Consider the following 16,722-nt stretch of genomic DNA (forward strand, 5'->3'; position numbering starts at 1 on the left):
CTATGCTTCAATATATTCCTTGAGCTGCTCCCATGTATCTTCCATGCCGACGCCCGTGAGGAAGGGGATCCCGCTGACCGTCGGCTTGCCGTAGCTCTCCGCATCGCTTGATACGATGGAGACATAGATATCACACTGATCGATGATACTTTCCAGCGACTTGATATCCACGGCTTCCACCGTCGCGTCCAGCCCCTCGTCCTCGATCATTCCGCCGATCTTCGACGCGACCGTCTGACTGGTGGCGACGCCCGAACCGCAGGCGACAAAAATCTTCTTCATATGGATTTCCCCTTTCTGCAAATACACACGCGCAGGGGCAGTCCTGCTCCGCTGCGCATGAAAGCCTACCGTCCGAAGTGCGTACCGTTTTTAGGAAAGAACGGCCTCCAGTTTTGCAACGACCGCCGCAGGATCGTTCGTTTCATAGAGATCAACGAGCTTTGTCTCATCGGTAAAAATGGACATAAATTTCCCCAACATGATCACATGACCCTCGGGATCATCTACCGCGAGCATAAAGACAAGCCGTGCCGGCACATCCTTCCCGCTGCCGCCCATCTCCTTGAAAACCACAGGTTCCTTCAGGCGCGCGACAAGAATCGCGGCCTTCTCCGCATGCTCCGCCGCAGCGTGCGGCATGGCAAGCGCGACGCCCTTCGTATTGAGGCCGGTCGGATACGCGGCTTCCCGCGCAAGTATGGCCTCCGGATAGGAGTCCTTGACATAGCCTTTTTTGAGAAGCACCTGCGCAAGCTCCCGCAAAAGCGTCTCGCGGTCCGGTGCGGCAGCGTCAAGCAGCACCAGATCCTCATGTAGTAATGCCACTGTTTCCACCTCTCTGATACAGATTGATTCGGAACCCTCCTGCCGGTCATTCGTACGCCGCAGGGCCTGTGCATAAATGATGCGCATGCTTCCCACGGATACTTGAAATATTATATCACTTATGTCCCCCCCCGTAAAGACACAGTATGATCATTTTTATTGGAATAAATTCCAATGGTTCGTTGTAAAATGAAGTTGAACAGCTAAACAAAAACAAAATCCATAGTGACATCCCGTGCTATAATGGTTCCGCTACAAAACATCAGCAAAGGAGCAATCACTATGGATTACGCCTATTCTACCACAATGGAAGCTGTTCGTAAATCGGGAAAGCACTTTACCCTTGACGAAAGGGGGCAAATACAGGCACTTCACCGCGAAGGATTCTCCCTTCGCGCCATAGCCGCACGGGTTGGATGCTCGCACACGGCGATCCACTATGAGCTTAAGCGGGGGACACCCGAACGCCAAGCTGCTCGCGGGCGGTCTCCACAATATACGGCAAGGCGTGGGCAACGGGCTTACCTCGAACATCGAAAGAACTCCAAACGACCGTATAAGCTTGACGGCGCAGACTGTGCGCCATTCCTGCGTTGGATGACCGAAAGAATCCGTAAGAACAAGCGGTCGATCGACATGTGCGTCGGGGATGCTAGGGCGAACAAACGGTTCGACGAGGATGGTATCCCATGCACCAAGACGCTTTACAATATGCTGTGGGCGGGTAGGATTCCGCTGACGCTGTTCGATGTCCCGCAAGCGCTCGGACGAAAGTGCAAGCGCAAGCCAAACCGCAAGAACAAGCGCCTGAAAGGGCGTAGCATACAGGAGCGTCCTGCCCTTGTGGACGAAGGCACGGAAATCGGACACTGGGAAGCCGACACCGTTGTCGGATCGCGAAAAGGGCGCGACACAGCCGTATTTACCGCTGTGGAAAAGGTGACGCACGACTACATCGCAATCCGCATCTCGGGTCGCACGTGCGCCGGCATTGAAGAAGCCATCGCCCATTTGAAATCGGAATATGGAGAGAACCGTTTCAGCCAAGTGTTCAAGACGATTACCGTTGACAACGGGACAGAGTGCGAGACGTTCACGCAGCTTGAGAGCCTCGGCACGAAGGTGTACTTCGCTCCCCCTACAGCTCATGGGAACGCCCGCAGAACGAGCGTCACAACGGCATCCTCCGCCAATATATCCCCAACGGGCATCGACGGATACAGTGACGAGGACATCCTAAACATAGCGGATGAGATAAACAGCCGCCCTCGTCGAGTGCTCGACTATCAAACACCAGCAGAACTGTTTAACACCTTCTTGGATGAAGTATACGCTATTGAAAACATTTCTTAATTAAATCACTGTTCAACTTGCTCTTGCAATTCACGGATTGAAAAAACTCCTCTCCTGTGTCAAAATTGGGAAAGAGAATGACAATGCAGGGGGGAGTATAGCAATGGCGAATTTGGGCATACTCGAGGAAATCAAGGACTTGCGGACGGTGTGGCCGCACGAGGCGGCGGATTTTACACCGTGGCTTTCGGAGGACGATAACATCGCGCTTCTTGCCGATGCCGTGGGGATTGATATTACGGTGGATGAAACGGAGTCGTTGGTCGGGGATTTTCATGTGGATCTTTCTGCCTCAGAAACCGGGACGGAGCGGAAAATCATCATCGAGAATCAGCTGGGTGATACGGATCACGATCATCTCGGCAAACTCATCACATATGCGTCCGGCAAATCGGCAGATGTCATTATCTGGGTCGTGAAGCGTGCGCGTGAGGAACACAAGGCGGCCATCGAATGGCTGAACTACCACACGGATGAAAAAATCGGATTTTTTCTCTGCGAGATCAAGCTGTACCGAATCGGCGATTCCGCGCCCGCCGTCAAGTTTGAGGTCGTTGAAAAACCGAATGACTGGACGAAAGAGGTCAAGAAGACCGAGATGACCGGCGCGACGCAGCAACAGAGATACGAGTACTGGGTGGCATTTCAGGACTACGCTTTCCAGAATGCACAATTCGCAAAAAACTTCAAGCGCAGAAAGCCCTCTACAGATCATTGGATGGACTTCAGCATTGGATCGTCTGCCTGCCATTTCGTTGTGTCTCGGATACAGAAAAGAGACGAATTGGACGTGGAACTTTATATTAACGAAGATAAGGATATGTTTCACGCACTGCTGCAGGACAAGGATGCCATCGAGCAGGAATGCGGACTCTCCTTTGATTGGCGGGAACTGCCGGAGCGCAAGGCGAGCCGAATCATTCTTGAGAAAAGCGTGTCCCTCTCAGACCGCAGTCAGTGGTCGGAACAGTTCGACTGGCTGATCGATGTCATGCTCAAAATGAAAGCAGTATTCAAAAATACATATGACGGGGCGACGAGATGTTCTGGTTCATTGTAAGGAGTGGAAACCTGTACGGTGCAGCCTCAATATGATGACCTGAACGCTCCGAATATAAATCATGAAAAACTCGGGTTCATGAGGCATACGGTACGCATAGATGCTGAAAATACAGAAACTCATATTCCGTAACGATGAACACGGCATCGTTATGAGGGAGGTGCAAATCTGCACACGGTGTGCGTGTGCATCGTTATGTGCGTTTGGGTGTTTCGTTAGATTGTATCAATTTAGATACAGCAATAGACCTCGCTGCCGGAGGATGCGCTCTGCTTACCGCCGTCTCCGCCGCCGCAGCCCATAACGCCCAGACAGAGCATCAGCCCTGCCGCGACGGCGGCGAATTTCTTTGATCCCTTCATGAAAATTCTCCTTTCAGCACTCGTCGGCGCTTACATGACGCCTTTTTGTAAGATCACACAGCCGTACGGCCGGCGTTCCCCTGTGGAAATGGTGACAAAGGCGGTCTTTGCCTTGTCGTAGAAACTGAAGCGGTCGATGAAGCCGACGCAGGATTTCCCCTTCGGCTCGTTCTTTTCGACGGCGGCGATGAACTCATCCCAGACCGCAGGTCTGCCGATCTCGGCGCGCTTTTCCTCCATCACGTCCATGATGAGCACGGGATGTTCCACATATTCGGTATCGAGCGGCATCAGCTGCAGGATCGCATCCAGCATGGCAGCGGCGCCGATGCCGTCCGCATCGACGGTGATGCCGTCCCGCGCCATCGACACGGAGGGATAAAAATCGTCCGCGATGACGACGAGATCTCCATGCCCCATGTCCGCAAGCGCTTTGAGCAGCGTCGGACTGATACACGACGGAATCCCCTTTAACATAGATAGGCCTCCTTTGCTCTCACTCGATATTGCGGTGGCGCGACTCCATGGTCTCCGGCGTCTGCCCCAGCCGCTCAGCCAGCATGATGATAATGATGTCAAACAGCAGGAAGAGATGCTGCTCGAATAAATTGCCCATCGGCTGTTCCGACGGCACGGTGCGCGGATCCGTTCCTTTATAGACGGCGGCGGGGACGAACACGCAGCATTCTGCTGACCGCGGCGTCCGCTCCTCCGGGGCGCCCGTGATGACGATCCGGCGCGCACCGGTGTGCTCCGCCCTATCGAGCAGATAGTCGATGTGCCCGATCCTGCCGGAGCCGTTCACAGCGAGGAACAGATCGCCCGCGTGCATCCCCGGGGTCGTGTCGTCCCACAGCCAATGCACTTCTTTGCCGAGATGCATGAGCCGCATGGCAAAGCTGCGTGCTGCAATACCCTCGCGCCCCGCTCCCGTGACAAAGATACGGCGTGCCGCGCACAACTCCTCAAGGAGCGTGGCAAGATCGTCCTCGCCCTGTGCGGCAAAGACCTGTTCGTGCTCGTGGAGCACACGTCGGAAAAGTTCTTCATAACGCTGCATCGGGACTTCCCCTCCATTTCTCAGAACCGCGCAGAATGAGCTCCGTCGGGATAAAGATTTCCTCCCTGCCCGTATCCGCGCTGCTTTGCATCCGCCGCACGAGCAATTTGACAGCGTCCCGCCCCATGCGGCAGGTATCGCGGTCAACGACGCTCAGCGAGATGCCCGCGTATCGGAGAAGATCGATGTCGTCAAACCCGATCAGCGAGACATCGCTGCCGAGCCGCAGCCCCGTCTCCGTGAAGTAGCGCACGCAGCCGAGCGAGGTCATATTGTTCGCGGAAAAAATCGCCGTCGGCGGTTCCTCCTGCTCCATGAGCATGTGCATCGCCTCATAGGCACGCTCCTGGTGGAAGTCGCCCTGCGCGATATAGCGTTCCTCCAAGGGGATGCCCCACTTCGAGAGTGCGGCCGCGTATCCCTGCCGGCGTTCGCTGCCGGGGCGGGAGTCCTCCGGGCCGCTGATCGTCGCGATGCGTCGGTGCCCCTCGCCGATCAGGCACTCCACTGCCGCCATCGCCCCGCGGAAGTCCTCGGAGAACACCCCGTCGAACCTGCCGTGCCTGAGGCTGCGGTCGACCAGTACAACGGGAACATGCTCTGTCTCAAAAGCGGTCAGCGCGCGGCACAGCGACTCGCTGCCCGCCTCTACGGGAATGACGAGCATCCCGCTCATGCGCTCTGCGCGCATAGACGCAAGATAGCGGCGCTCCTTCTCCGCGCTGTCCTCGGTACTGCACAAAAAGATGTTGTACCCGTGTTTGTCCGCCGCATCGGTGATGCCGCGCAGCAGATGCGTGAAAAACGGGTTCTCAATATCGGGGACAAGAAAGCCGATGCTGCCCGTATCGCCCGTACTGAGCTTGCGCGCCACTGCATTCGGCGTATAGTCGAGCTCCGCAATCGCCTTGACCACACGGCTCTTCGTGGTCTCACGCACATACGGGCTGCCGTTCATCACGCGTGAAACGGTCGCAGAGGAGACGCGTGCCTTTTTTGCCACGTCGTAAATGTTGACCCCCACAATACCCGCTCCTTACCGTTGCCCTCTTTCCTGTAACCGATTACAATTTTAGTCTATTTTATTTCTTGCAAATTGTCAATATATTTTTATATTACTTTCCATGTAATTTTCATATACTCGTATTGGAAGGAGATTCATCCCGCAGAATCTGTGCCTCCTTCTCAACGGAGAGCGCCGTCCGGTACCGATCGATGAATCGGTCGTACCCCGCGGTGCCCGCAGGATCCGGCACACAGACAAACGTTCGCGCCGTGCCGAAGACGACATTGTCGAGGAAGTCCGGCAGCATCCGCCCCTCCCGCGCACAGAGAGCAAAGACGGCGAGCACCACCATGCCCCACGGGCCGCCCTCATGCACCGTCTCCATGACGGCAATGGGCACGTTCAATGCATCCGCGAGGATTTGCTGCGCGACGACGGGTGTTTTGAAGAGACCGCCGTGCGCAATCATGCGCGTCGGGCTAACGCCCTCTTCCCGGACAAGGATCTCCATGCCGATCCGCAGCGGTGCAAACGCCGCGTAGAGCTGCGCCCGCATGAAGTTCGGCAGTGTAAACCGGCTGTGCGGCGTGCGGACAAAGAGCGGCCGCCCTTCGCGCACCCCCGTGATATGCTCTCCCGAGAGGCATGCATAGTTCAAGAGGTCGCCCGCATCCGCATCGCCTGTTCCCGCTGCGGCAAAGCGCTTTTGATAGAGCTCGTCCGGCGTGAGCGCGGTGCCGATCGCTGCGGCAAACGAGCCAAAAAGCGCCGCCCATGCGTTGATATCCGAGGAGCATTCGTATGCACCATCGCAACGGGCGCGCCGTCGGGCGTCATAACGATGTCGATGTCCTTATGTACCTTGCACAGCGGTGCTTCAAGGACGTTCATGGAGAACGCCGAGGTTCCGACGGAGATGTTCCCCGTTCCCCTGCGCACAGCATTCGCCCCCACCATGCCCGTCCCGGCATCACCCTCGGGCGGCGCCATCCGGCTGCCCGCACGAAGCTGCCCGCTCGGATCGAGAAGCGCCGCGCCGTGCGGTGTCAGCGTTCCGGCAGGCTCCCCTGCACGCAGAACGCGCGGCAGGATATCCGCAATGTCCCACGGGAGCGCTTTCACCGCTGCAAGGCATCGGAAGGTCTCCAGCACACTGCCGTCATAGGTGCCGCGCTCCGCATCAACGGGGAACATGCCGGACGCATCGCCGATGCCGAGCACCCGCTCTCCCGAGAGCTGCCAATGTATATAGCCAGCGAGCGTAGTGAGAAGCCCGATTTCTCCGACATGCTCTTCGCCCGACAGGATGGCATATAGAGATGCGCGATGCTCCAACGCTGCGGGATATGAAAGTGAAAACACGCCGTAAGCGTATCCGCAGCCTGTGCCGTCATATTGTTCCGCCATGTGCGGAAGGGAGCGAGCTGACGCCCATCGCGGTCAAAGGCAAGATAGCCGTGCATCATGCCGCTGATCCCGACCGCGCCGATGCGCGTGAGCAGCGTTCCATAACGCGCCTGCACATCTGCCGCGAGCGCCGCATAGGCAGCACGCACGCCCTCCCATGCCGTATTTAGGTCATACATCCAGACACCGTTTTCGAGACGGTTCTCCCATGTATAGCTGCCGCGCGCAAGGACGCGGCAGTTCATATCCGTGAGAACCGCCTTGATCCGCGTCGAGCCAAGCTCCAGCCCGAGCGCCGTTTCACCTGCGGCAATCGCCGCACGATGCGCGTCCATGATGCCCTCCTTTCTAGGAACGTGTGTCAAAGGAAAGAGGCTCGTGCGAGGCGATGAACGCTTCCACCTCCGCTTTCGTCGGATAGGACATCTGCGTCCCCTTCGCCGTAACGCTCAGTGCTGCAAAGGCGCTCGCCGTCTGCATGGCCGCCCGCACATCCCCGTGCCGCACATAGCAGCCTGCGAAACAGCCGATGAACGCATCCCCTGCCCCCGAGGTATCAACGGCAGCAACCTTGTACGCCTCCAGGCGGTATGTCTCCCCGCCCGTCATCCAAAGGCTCCCGCGTCCGCCCATTGTGACAATGACGTTCTTCAGTCCCCGTGCAAGCAAGGTCTCGGCTGCACGCTCGATCTCCTCAACGGTCTCCGCAGGCATTCCCGTCAGGATCGCAAGCTCCGTCTCGTTCGGCACGAAGAAATCGCACGCGCACACCTTCTCTATGGAGAGATCCTTTGTCGCAGGGGCAGGGTTCAGCAGAACGGGAATGCTGTGTTTCTGCCCGAAGTCGATGGCATAGTAAACGGTTTCAAGAGGAACCTCGAGCTGCAGCAGAATCATGCCGCATTTTTTCAGATCCGCCTCCGCCTCGTCGATGTCACGCGGCAGGAGACGATTGTTCGCGCCTTTGATGATCAGGATGCTGTTCTGTCCGCTGCGATCCACGAAAATGGGCGCAACCCCGCTCGAGCCCTCCGTTTTCCGCACGTAGGTTGTATTGACCCCGCACGCGTTGAAATTCGCGATCGTGTTGTCGGCAAAGATGTCGCTGCCGACCTTCGTCACCATCCACACGTCGGCATCGTACTTCGCGGCGGCAACCGCTTGATTCGCCCCCTTGCCGCCGCAGCCGAGTGCAAAGTCCGGTGCCTCGAGCGTCTCGCCGGGCGCGGGCATCCGATCAATATACGCCGTCAGATCCACCATGTTCGAGCCGATGACTGCGATCCTCATCACAGATCCCTCCTATCCCACAATATCCACGCCGCGGCTCGTACCGATGCGCGTGGCACCTGCGGCGATCATCGCCTCCGCGTCCGCGCGCGAGCCGATGCCGCCCGCCGCCTTAACGCCCATCTCCGCACCGACTGTTTCGCGCATGAGACGAACATCCTCCACAGTCGCACCGTGCGTACTGAATCCCGTCGAGGTCTTAACGAAATCCGCCCCCGCTTCCTTGGCGAGACGGCACGCAATTTTCTTCTCCTCATCGGTGAGAAGGCAGCACTCGATAATGACCTTGACCAGTGCCTTCCCCTTGGCAGCGCTTACAACGGCGGCAATGTCTTTCTTCACATAGTCCTCGTCGCCGTCCTTCAGCATCCCGACGGCGATGACCATATCGATCTCCGTCGCACCGTCCGCGATCGCCTTTTGCGTCTCGAACACCTTTACTTCGGTCGGTGTAGCGCCCTGCGGGAACCCGACGACGGTACAGACCGCAACACCCGTCCCCGCGAGCCGATGTGCCGCGTACGCCACGCGAATCGGGCTGACGCAGACGGAGGCAAATCGGTATGCCTTCGCCTCGGTGAGCAGTTTGTCGAGATCCTCTTTCCGTGCATCCGTCCGCAGCAGGGTATGATCGATACACTTTGCAAGTTCCATACAGCTGACCTCCTAAATTTTTAGATATTTCAATGCTTAAATTGTAACATTGAATCAAAAATAAGTAAATACAATAAATAGTCTGCACTTATAGAAAAATGATAGATTGATTAGTTTTTAAAACTGTGATATTATTCTATTGTTGTTAGAATCAATCTCATTTACTTGACGAATCCACAGGAGGTATTCCGATGACTCGAATGACGCGCCGCCGCATACTCCCACTCCTCGGTCTCTTGCCGGGGCTTGCGCTGATGAGCGCACATGCTTATGCGGCGGACACGATGCGCAATATGAATATGTCCGGTATGAACGGGATGACGGGGTCTGCACCTGCGCAGGCAGTCCCCGACGAGTCCTATGCGTTCACGCTGCCGGAGATCGTTGTGACGGGCTATCGCTCCGAATCGCCGTTGACGATCGTGACCGATCCGAGGAGGCCGCGCCAGCCGATCCCCGCGGCGGATGGCGGCGGCTATCTGAAATCCATCCCCGGCTTCTCCGTCGTGCGCAAGGGCGGTATCGGCGGCGATCCGATGATGCGCGGCATGGGCGGTTCGCGCATGGTGATGCAGATGGACGGCATGAGCATGGCGGGCGGCTGCCCGAACCGCATGGATCCGACGGCGACGTACGCGTTCCCGGAGACCTACAGCCGCATCATCGTGAACAAAGGACCGCAAAGCGTGCGCTACGGCGCAAGCATCGCGGGCAGCGTCATCTTTGAGCGCGAAACGGAGCGGTTCGAAAAACCGGGCGTGCGCGGCAGCGTCTCGCTGATGGGCGCCTCCAATCACCGTTTTGACGAGATCGTCGATGTCACGGCGGGCGGCAAGGAGGGCTATGCGCGCTTCATCCAGACGCGCAACTATTCGCAGGACTACAAGGACGGCGACGGGAACCGCATTCACTCCGGCTACGGGCGCCACAGCCTTTCAGGCATCATCGGTCTGACCCCCGACCGGGACACGCTGTTCGAGGTCGCCTATGATTCCAGCCGCGGCTGGGGCAAGTTTGCTCACGGCATGATGGACGGGAGCAAGTTCGACCGCGACAGCTGGGCGGTAAAGTTCGAGCGTGCGCATATGTCTCCTGTGGTTGAAAAGCTCACGCTGAATTTTAACCACGCCGATATCGATCATCTCATGGACAACTATACGTTCCGCAAGGGCATGATGGGTACGGATGTCAAGCGCCGTCAGTACGGTGTGCGCGTCGTCGCCGATCTGAAGTTTTCCCCGCGCACGACGGGTGCCGTCGGCATCGAACTCGGGCAACAGGCGCATTCGTTTGCCGAGGCGCATAAGAACAAACCGCAGAGCGCCTTCACGAACGACATGACGATCAAGAACCTCGGCATTTTCCTCGAGTACAACCGGGAGATGAGGGAGCGCGACCGCCTAAAGACCGGGCTGCGCTATGACCACATGACGGACGCGTACCATGCAAATATCTTTCATAACCCCATGGGGATGGTCACGCGAAATCTCATTCCCGGAAAGACCTCCGACAACGCCGTGAGCGGCTTCGTTCGCTGGGAGCACAGGGCGGCAAAACAGCCGCTGACCTTCTATGTCGGGCTCGGTCATGCCGAGCGCCCCGCCGACTACTGGGAATCGTTCCACACGTGGAATTTTTACAGCAACCGCAGAACAGGCGGCACAGTAGGCCCCGAGGCGCATCGCCCCAAAAAAGAGCGCAATACGCAGCTCGATCTTGGCTGGGTTTATACGACAGAAACGACAAATGCAAGCCTTTCGCTCTTTTACAGTCATGTGAAGGACTTTATCCTGCGCTATCCCACGGTCGGTACAGGCATGATGAGCCGCACGCGGTACGGCAATGTGAATGCGCGTCTCTACGGATTTGAGGCGGAACTGACGCGCAGCATATCCGAGCGCTGGACACTCGGCGCATCGCTCGCCTATACGCGCGGCGACGACCGCACGAACGACGCAGCGCTCCCGCAGATCGCACCGCTCGAGGCAAATCTCACGGCAAAGTACGCACGCGGCAAGGCCGAGGCGAACGCCGTGTGGCGGCTCGTTGCCCGGCAGAACCGTTTCCACAAGGGCTACGGCAGCGTCACGGGGACGGACAGCGGCGCAGCGGGCGGATTCGGCATTCTCTCGCTGAGCCTCGCCTACCGCCCCGACACGAACCTGACATTCTCGCTCGGCGTTGACAATCTCTTTAACAAGACCTACAGTGAATTCGTCAACCACACGGAGCTGGCGGATGTCGCCGGTTTCTCACCGCCCTCCAAGGCACATATCAACGAGCCGGGGCGCACCGTATGGTTCAAGACCAATTATCGGTTCTAAGACGGTATAAGAAAAATATCGTTCCGAGGCTTGTCATTCGGAAATGAACGTGCTGCAATGCAGTCAGCCAAAAGTGAAACAGTGTCAATGGCACAAAAAGCGAACCCCTAGGAGCGGCTACTCCTAGGGGTTCTTCTCATTTTGCGGTTGAGCATCCGAGGCTAGTTGCCGTGGAAGAAAGTTCTGTGTTTCGGATTTTTCGGGCGGCAACGGAGAGCGTACAGCAAATTTTATCATCTGCCGCAAAAGTATCCCGCGCCGCCTTTCACTTTTGTCCGCGGTATGTTATAATGATTTTAATTTCAACTGCGGCAGGAGGTGATTGGTCGTGACAGAGGCGGCCAAGGCATTCGAGGAATACATCAAGAAGGAAAACATCACGGGATTTCAGATTCGCGAGCCGGGAGATGAGCGCCAAACCACCGTCTTTGAGAGCGAGCTCGAGATCGAGGGGCGGCGACTCCCGATCCTCGTCATCATTGACGCCACCGCGTACGCGACCGTGCGTATCCGTCTCGCGCAGAACGCCGTCGACGATACGAACGCCATGCTCCTCACCGGCTGGCTCATGCGGCAGAACCAGGACAGCCGCCTCGTGAAGTTCTACCTCACCTCCGACACGACCATCATCGCCGACGTCGTTGTCCCGCATGCGCCCGAGCAGTTCGATCCCGACGTTATGGGGAGCGTCCTGCGCGTCTTTGTCCGCGACATCACCGCCCTCATGCCCGAGCTCATCCAGCTCCTGCCCGAGGCGGAATGAACGATTGACAAAACGCCGGGTGTCTGCTATCATGTAGAACGTCGCGGGCATAGTTCATCGGTAGAATGAAAGCTTCCCAAGCTTTAGAGGTGGGTTCGACTCCCATTGCCCGCTCCATAGGAAATGACAAGCCGTCCGTTTGGACGGCTTTTTTCGTATATTTTCATATTACAGATATACGCCATCAGCAAGAACCGAAGCATCGAAACTCGTCACATCACTAGTTAAATGGAAATGCTCACATGCCCCCCCTTCTTTCCTGCGACCGGATTCATGATACAAAAACCGTATAGAGTCCGCCGATGACCATCCCGAGCGGCAGCGGCCAAATCCAATACGTGCCGCGCGTCAGCCAAAGACTGAGGGAGCGATGCCGCGCATCCAGCGGAGGCAATTCGCCGAGAGCTGTTCCTTTCAGATAGCGCCGATACCGGCAGCCCGGGTACCAACTAGTTAAGAGTGTGCATCCTATATAGAACGTAAGCAATCCACTCCCGACATCCGTTAAATGTCGCGGCAGGATAAAAGCGGCGGCAAATCCCCATAGCGCCAACATCCCCGCGGCAAGCGTCTGCCCGATGAGCCAGCATACCGCCTGCCTGCTGACACGCCCCTCCCGCTGCGCCGCCCGCGCACGGTACGTCAGCCGGCCGAGGCCGACGGACATTCCAAGAAACAAAGATAACCAAAGCGCCGCAAAAATCATCCACATAGCGCGCATCCCTCCTCCCGGCGATACATTTTTCTCACGAACAGCTACAGCGATGCGGCGACCATCAATATCCCGATCAGCATGACGAGATGTTCATACCGATTTTGATACAATCGCATATCACTCAAAAAGCCAGAAACCCTACGGTACAAGCTGTCTCGGGCCTTTTTTATGTTGTGAATGGTCGTCTGGCTGGTGCCGAACGTCGGAAAGTCAACCTCCACTTACCGGAAAACGAGCCTCCTCTGAGGAGAGGACGGGGAATAATTAAAAGGTTGGGGGATTCGTTAAATTGTTTGAGGGAAAATTGAAAGGTATTGCCGCTTTTCCTTGACTTTTGATAGTTAGACTCAAAACTACAGATCTTTGAGTTTTGTTCCCTCTCCTGTTTTCCATGCTTCGTTACCATTTACGGAATGCCCCTTTACAACATCTGCGGCTGCCGGTGGAGATTTGAATTCATAATCCTTCTGAAACACACCATCGATAATCGTGCCATCATTCTCCAATTGCTGACGTAGCAATGCATAGAAATGGAGATCGTGTATCTTTTCTGTCTTCTTTGCCATGGCGACCACCTCGTAGCCAAGGCCGTGAATATTCAAGAGCGATGCCGGGGAACAGAACCATGTGTCAAACAGGACGTGGCGCGCCTGGATAGCGGTAGCCTTCGCTTCCTGCAGGAGCAGCATCACCTCGGTTGCCTTCTGCTGGGCGAGTTTTCGTTGCTTGCCGCCGGTGGAACGAGCGTCTGCTTTCTGTGATCCATCACGGAGGTGATTCTTCGCATTCTCGGCAGAGAGCAGCGTATGGCTGACGGGCAGGAGCGTATTGCCATCTGACCAGCAGAGCGTGAGCATGCGGAAGCCATAGGAGAACTCCTTCTTGGCATGGTCGTAGAAGCGGGCGAGAAGCTCCACCTTCTTGGAACGGACGCGATGGTAGATGGAATCGTCGAGGATGAGCACGTTGATGCGATCCGCCTGAGTCAGGGGAGCGAGCGTGGCATGAATGATGGCGGCGGCAAGCTCTGTCGTGAACCTGCGCCAGTGGATTCGGCAAGAGTTCATGAAGCGGTAGAACGTATCCTTGCCGAAAGGCATGGCGGCGCTTTGGAGATGCATCTGCGTGTAGACGGAACGCTGCTGGAACACCATGCGGAAAACCAGCAGGAAGATGCTAAGGACAGGGACGCCACGAAGCTTGTACGCATTTGCTGCACGGAGGATGCGACTGACTTGATAGCGACGGAAAAAGACCTGCATTTTCTTAGAAAGCAGCTTCTCGTCTTGGTGATTTTGTGTTATACTGTTCATAGCATGAGCCTCCATTGGATGTTTTTTGTTTGACACTTAAAATTATACCAAATGGATGTCGCTCATGCTATTTTATTTGCCAAGACGATAGATATTTCAAGGGTTACAGCAGATTATTCATCTGCGAAGTTTGAGTTTATAATTATGCCTATCTATGATAAGTATATCATATAGATACATTGTCAACAGTGATTGACGATGCGAACATATATTGCTATAATATATCCATCAAATTTGTCGCCGCATTCGATTTCTTCGTGTTTCGTCTGATTAAAGCGAAAAAGAAATTGAGCGCGATGGCTAGGAAGATTTTTCTAAATGAGGTGAATGTATGAGAAAACAAGGCATTCTCGCATTCCTGGCAGCAGTTCTGTGTACAGTCCTGCTGGTTGGGTGCGGCGGCGGTCCCCAGCAAAGCGGCGGTGCAAGCGGCGGCAAGAACAAGCTGGTCATCTACACATCCATGAAGGAATCTCTGATCGGCGGCATCGTCGAAGGATTCAAGAAAAAGTATCCTGACATCGAAGTCGACTACCAGTCGGCAGGTGCAGGAAAACTGATGGCAAAAATCGCTGCAGAGAAGCAGAGCGGCCACATTCTCGCCGATGTCATCTGGACGAGCGAAGTGCCTGACTTCTACAAGATGAAGGCGGACGGTGTTCTCGAGAACTACAAGACGCCGGTGTTCGGCGAGCTGCTGAATCCGTTCGATGACTACGACGGTACGTTCACGGCGGCACGCCTCGGCACACTCGGCATTGCGTACAATACGGACAAGATCCAGTCAGCACCGACGCAGTGGGCCGATCTCACGCAGCCTGCATTTACGAATGCATTCGGCATCGCTGACCCCGCACTCTCCGGAACCTCCTACATGAGCATTGCGCTCCTGCAGAAGCAGTTCGGCTGGGAGTTCTTTGAGAAGCTGAGCGCAAATCAGACGCGCATCGGCAAGGGCGCCGGACAGGTCATTGACGATACCTCTTCGGGCGAGCTCTCTGCCTGCCTTGCCGTTGACTACATCACGAACAACAAGGTGAAGAAGGGCGCACATGTGGCACTCGCATATCCGCCCGAACTGCTTGTTGTTCCGAGCCCGGTTGCAATCTTCAAAGAGTCCAACAACATTGACGCTGCGAAGAAATTCGTCGACTACCTCCTGAGTCAGGAGGCACAGACGATGATTGCAAACGAGGGGACGCTGCCGGTGCGCAGCGATGTTGAGATCCCTGAGAAATTCGGACTGCCGAAACCTGAGGAGGCGCTCCAGCGTGCGATCAAGGTGAACTATACGGAAATTCTCCCGCAGAAAGAGGAGACTATCAAAAAGTTCACGGAGATCATCGGCAAGAAATAAGCGCATAAACTTGGAAGCAAGGAGGCGGCGGAATGAACTCGTTCGTTCCGTCGCCTTTTGAGTGGAGGCCGGCAACTGTGCCGTGCCAAAGGCTGCCCGCCGGTACAGCGCGTGCCTTGCGGGCTGGGGGAGGTCTGTATGGATATTATCCGTGTGGAGGATGTCAGCAAGAGCTATGGAAGCCGCAGTATATTGAACAATCTGTCACTGACGATCAAGAAAGGGGAGTGCTTTACGCTGCTCGGTCCGTCCGGTTGCGGCAAGACCGTTCTCCTTCGTCTGATCGCGGGATTTGAGTCGCCGGATGCGGGCAGAATTTATCTCGACGATACACTTGTCACTGATCCTGCTGCGCAGGTCGAGGTGCCGCCGGAGAACCGCGGCATCGGGCTTGTGTTCCAGGACTATGCCGTATGGCCGCACATGACGGTATTTGACAATGTTGGATATCCTCTGAAGATCGCAAAGCGCCCGAAAGAGGAGATTCGCGAGCGGGTTATGGAGATGGTCGAGATCGTCGGCATGAAGGGCCTTGAGAAGCGTCTGCCGTCGGAGCTGTCCGGCGGACAGCAGCAGCGTGTTGCGCTGGCCCGTGCACTGGTTGGCAGGCCTGCCCTCCTCCTTCTGGATGAGCCGCTTTCGAATCTGGATGCGAATCTGCGTGAGGAGATGCGCTTTGAGATCAAGGAGCTGCAGCGCAAGCTGAATGTCACGGTGCTCTATGTTACGCACGATCAGGAGATCGGCCTTGCGATCTCGGACCGTGTGGCAATCATGGACGAGGCCGGGGCGATACAGCAGATCGGCACGCCGTGGGAAATCTTTGAGCAGCCGGTGAACCCGTTCGTATTCAACTTCATGGGGATTGCGAATTTCATCGACGTGCGCCGCGAGAACGGTGCGTTCCTCGTCGGCAGCGGCAGCCAGCCCATCCATTGGGAGACCCCGGAGGGGGATGCGGAGCGCTGGGCGGGCGGATTCCGGCCGTCGGATGTCGTGCTCGCACGCGAGGGTGAGGGGCTGACCGGAACGATTAAGCGTGCGAACTTCCTCGGTGCGATGATGGACTATCTCATTGAGATCGACGGCACGCATCTCCGGACGAGCGTTGAGACACACATTGCACTCAGTAAAAATCTGATGTTCCAGGCGGGCGATGCCTGCAAAGTTCGTTTCCTCAACCTACTCTGGTTTGAGGCGGATCAACTGAAAAGAGGGGTGATCGAATGA

18 protein-coding genes and 1 tRNA gene are annotated in these 16,722 nt (G+C 56.3%); 7 read left to right on the plus strand and 12 right to left on the minus strand.

Features of this window, described 5'->3' with window-relative positions; all coding sequences use genetic code 11:
- Together HMPREF9162_RS11305 and HMPREF9162_RS11310 are read right to left on the minus strand one after the other, a co-directional pair.
- Complete coding sequence (locus tag HMPREF9162_RS11305) at window positions 1-282, minus strand: PTS sugar transporter subunit IIB (protein WP_037350663.1); 282 nt, start codon at window positions 280-282, stop codon at window positions 1-3.
- A 90-nt stretch (window positions 283-372) separates the two neighbouring features.
- Window positions 373-828 carry a PTS sugar transporter subunit IIA gene (locus HMPREF9162_RS11310; protein WP_037350711.1) on the minus strand — a complete coding sequence of 152 codons (456 nt, stop codon included), beginning with the start codon at window positions 826-828 and terminating at the stop codon, window positions 373-375.
- Window positions 829-1,134: 306 nt separating this feature from the next.
- On the opposite strand from HMPREF9162_RS11310, the gene HMPREF9162_RS11315 reads away from it, so the two are divergent.
- Together HMPREF9162_RS11315 and HMPREF9162_RS11320 are read left to right on the plus strand one after the other, a co-directional pair.
- Window positions 1,135-2,181 carry an IS30 family transposase gene (locus tag HMPREF9162_RS11315; protein ID WP_254655400.1) on the plus strand — a complete coding sequence of 349 codons (1,047 nt, stop codon included), beginning with the start codon at window positions 1,135-1,137 and terminating at the stop codon, window positions 2,179-2,181.
- Between the two features lie 103 nt (window positions 2,182-2,284).
- Window positions 2,285-3,241, plus strand: coding sequence for a DUF4268 domain-containing protein (locus HMPREF9162_RS11320; protein ID WP_037350666.1), 957 nt, complete (start codon window positions 2,285-2,287; stop codon window positions 3,239-3,241).
- Window positions 3,242-3,471: 230 nt separating this feature from the next.
- Here HMPREF9162_RS11320 and HMPREF9162_RS12885 read toward each other — a convergent pair whose 3' ends face one another.
- From HMPREF9162_RS12885 to deoC, 8 genes are all read right to left on the minus strand, one after another.
- Complete coding sequence (locus HMPREF9162_RS12885) at window positions 3,472-3,603, minus strand: hypothetical protein (RefSeq protein ID WP_009439303.1); 132 nt, start codon at window positions 3,601-3,603, stop codon at window positions 3,472-3,474.
- A gap of 30 nt (window positions 3,604-3,633) precedes the next feature.
- Window positions 3,634-4,080 (minus strand): RbsD/FucU family protein, encoded by a 447-nt coding sequence (locus HMPREF9162_RS11325; RefSeq protein ID WP_009439554.1) that lies wholly within the window; start codon window positions 4,078-4,080, stop codon window positions 3,634-3,636.
- A gap of 19 nt (window positions 4,081-4,099) precedes the next feature.
- Window positions 4,100-4,663 carry an SIS domain-containing protein gene (locus tag HMPREF9162_RS11330; protein WP_009439332.1) on the minus strand — a complete coding sequence of 188 codons (564 nt, stop codon included), beginning with the start codon at window positions 4,661-4,663 and terminating at the stop codon, window positions 4,100-4,102.
- On the minus strand, window positions 4,650-5,687 hold the full coding sequence (locus tag HMPREF9162_RS11335) for a LacI family DNA-binding transcriptional regulator (RefSeq protein WP_009439349.1): 1,038 nt from the start codon (window positions 5,685-5,687) through the stop codon (window positions 4,650-4,652). Before HMPREF9162_RS11335 ends, HMPREF9162_RS11330 begins: the two co-directional genes overlap by 14 nt.
- Before the next feature lie 109 nt (window positions 5,688-5,796).
- Entirely contained in the window at window positions 5,797-6,453 is a 657-nt protein-coding gene (locus HMPREF9162_RS12840; RefSeq protein ID WP_254655401.1) for an FGGY-family carbohydrate kinase, read from the minus strand.
- 334 nt (window positions 6,454-6,787) lie between these two features.
- Window positions 6,788-7,411: an FGGY family carbohydrate kinase gene (locus HMPREF9162_RS12845; RefSeq protein WP_009439325.1), complete on the minus strand. Its 624-nt coding sequence runs from the start codon at window positions 7,409-7,411 to the stop codon at window positions 6,788-6,790.
- Window positions 7,412-7,424: 13 nt separating this feature from the next.
- Entirely contained in the window at window positions 7,425-8,366 is a 942-nt protein-coding gene (rbsK, locus tag HMPREF9162_RS11345; protein WP_009439498.1) for a ribokinase, read from the minus strand.
- A 12-nt stretch (window positions 8,367-8,378) separates the two neighbouring features.
- On the minus strand, window positions 8,379-9,020 hold the full coding sequence (deoC, locus tag HMPREF9162_RS11350) for a deoxyribose-phosphate aldolase (RefSeq protein WP_009349410.1): 642 nt from the start codon (window positions 9,018-9,020) through the stop codon (window positions 8,379-8,381).
- A 191-nt stretch (window positions 9,021-9,211) separates the two neighbouring features.
- Between deoC and HMPREF9162_RS11355 the strand changes: the two genes are divergently transcribed.
- The 3 genes from HMPREF9162_RS11355 (at window position 9,212) to HMPREF9162_RS11365 (ending at window position 12,224) form a co-directional block, all read left to right on the plus strand.
- Window positions 9,212-11,344 (plus strand): TonB-dependent copper receptor, encoded by a 2,133-nt coding sequence (locus tag HMPREF9162_RS11355; RefSeq protein WP_009439436.1) that lies wholly within the window; start codon window positions 9,212-9,214, stop codon window positions 11,342-11,344.
- Window positions 11,345-11,672: 328 nt separating this feature from the next.
- Window positions 11,673-12,107, plus strand: coding sequence for a hypothetical protein (locus HMPREF9162_RS11360; RefSeq protein ID WP_009349413.1), 435 nt, complete (start codon window positions 11,673-11,675; stop codon window positions 12,105-12,107).
- A 43-nt stretch (window positions 12,108-12,150) separates the two neighbouring features.
- Window positions 12,151-12,224: transfer RNA gene (locus HMPREF9162_RS11365), tRNA-Gly, on the plus strand.
- Window positions 12,225-12,378: 154 nt separating this feature from the next.
- Here the strand turns inward: HMPREF9162_RS11365 and HMPREF9162_RS11370 are convergent.
- Both HMPREF9162_RS11370 and HMPREF9162_RS12630 read right to left on the minus strand, forming a co-directional pair.
- Window positions 12,379-12,819, minus strand: a complete 441-nt coding sequence (locus HMPREF9162_RS11370; RefSeq protein ID WP_009439377.1) for a hypothetical protein — start codon at window positions 12,817-12,819, stop codon at window positions 12,379-12,381.
- A gap of 356 nt (window positions 12,820-13,175) precedes the next feature.
- Entirely contained in the window at window positions 13,176-14,135 is a 960-nt protein-coding gene (locus HMPREF9162_RS12630) for a DUF4357 domain-containing protein (protein ID WP_009439507.1), read from the minus strand.
- A gap of 331 nt (window positions 14,136-14,466) precedes the next feature.
- Here HMPREF9162_RS12630 and HMPREF9162_RS11385 point away from each other — a divergent pair, with 331 nt between their 5' ends.
- Together HMPREF9162_RS11385 and HMPREF9162_RS11390 are read left to right on the plus strand one after the other, a co-directional pair.
- The gene (locus HMPREF9162_RS11385; protein WP_009349386.1) at window positions 14,467-15,492 is read left to right on the plus strand and encodes an ABC transporter substrate-binding protein; all 1,026 of its coding nucleotides are present in this window, start codon (window positions 14,467-14,469) and stop codon (window positions 15,490-15,492) included.
- A 138-nt stretch (window positions 15,493-15,630) separates the two neighbouring features.
- Entirely contained in the window at window positions 15,631-16,722 is a 1,092-nt protein-coding gene (locus HMPREF9162_RS11390) for an ABC transporter ATP-binding protein (protein ID WP_009439331.1), read from the plus strand.

Source organism: Selenomonas sp. oral taxon 137 str. F0430 (assembly GCF_000183625.1).
In the GTDB taxonomy this organism is placed as follows: domain Bacteria; phylum Bacillota; class Negativicutes; order Selenomonadales; family Selenomonadaceae; genus Centipeda; species Centipeda artemidis.

Bases quoted from the DNA above. Each gene is read 5' to 3' on its own strand.
- HMPREF9162_RS11305 (WP_037350663.1), bottom strand. From the start codon at position 282: ATGAAGAAGATTTTTGTCGCCTGCGGTTCGGGCGTCGCCACCAGTCAG.
- HMPREF9162_RS11315 (WP_254655400.1), top strand. From the start codon at position 1,135: ATGGAAGCTGTTCGTAAATCGGGAAAGCACTTTACCCTTGACGAAAGG.
- HMPREF9162_RS11320 (WP_037350666.1), top strand. From the start codon at position 2,285: ATGGCGAATTTGGGCATACTCGAGGAAATCAAGGACTTGCGGACGGTG.
- HMPREF9162_RS12885 (WP_009439303.1), bottom strand. From the start codon at position 3,603: ATGAAGGGATCAAAGAAATTCGCCGCCGTCGCGGCAGGGCTGATGCTC.
- HMPREF9162_RS11325 (WP_009439554.1), bottom strand. From the start codon at position 4,080: ATGTTAAAGGGGATTCCGTCGTGTATCAGTCCGACGCTGCTCAAAGCG.
- HMPREF9162_RS11330 (WP_009439332.1), bottom strand. From the start codon at position 4,663: ATGCAGCGTTATGAAGAACTTTTCCGACGTGTGCTCCACGAGCACGAA.
- HMPREF9162_RS12845 (WP_009439325.1), bottom strand. From the start codon at position 7,411: ATGGACGCGCATCGTGCGGCGATTGCCGCAGGTGAAACGGCGCTCGGG.
- rbsK (WP_009439498.1), bottom strand. From the start codon at position 8,366: ATGAGGATCGCAGTCATCGGCTCGAACATGGTGGATCTGACGGCGTAT.
- deoC (WP_009349410.1), bottom strand. From the start codon at position 9,020: ATGGAACTTGCAAAGTGTATCGATCATACCCTGCTGCGGACGGATGCA.
- HMPREF9162_RS11355 (WP_009439436.1), top strand. From the start codon at position 9,212: ATGACTCGAATGACGCGCCGCCGCATACTCCCACTCCTCGGTCTCTTG.
- HMPREF9162_RS11370 (WP_009439377.1), bottom strand. From the start codon at position 12,819: ATGTGGATGATTTTTGCGGCGCTTTGGTTATCTTTGTTTCTTGGAATG.
- HMPREF9162_RS12630 (WP_009439507.1), bottom strand. From the start codon at position 14,135: ATGAACAGTATAACACAAAATCACCAAGACGAGAAGCTGCTTTCTAAG.
- HMPREF9162_RS11385 (WP_009349386.1), top strand. From the start codon at position 14,467: ATGAGAAAACAAGGCATTCTCGCATTCCTGGCAGCAGTTCTGTGTACA.
- HMPREF9162_RS11390 (WP_009439331.1), top strand. From the start codon at position 15,631: ATGGATATTATCCGTGTGGAGGATGTCAGCAAGAGCTATGGAAGCCGC.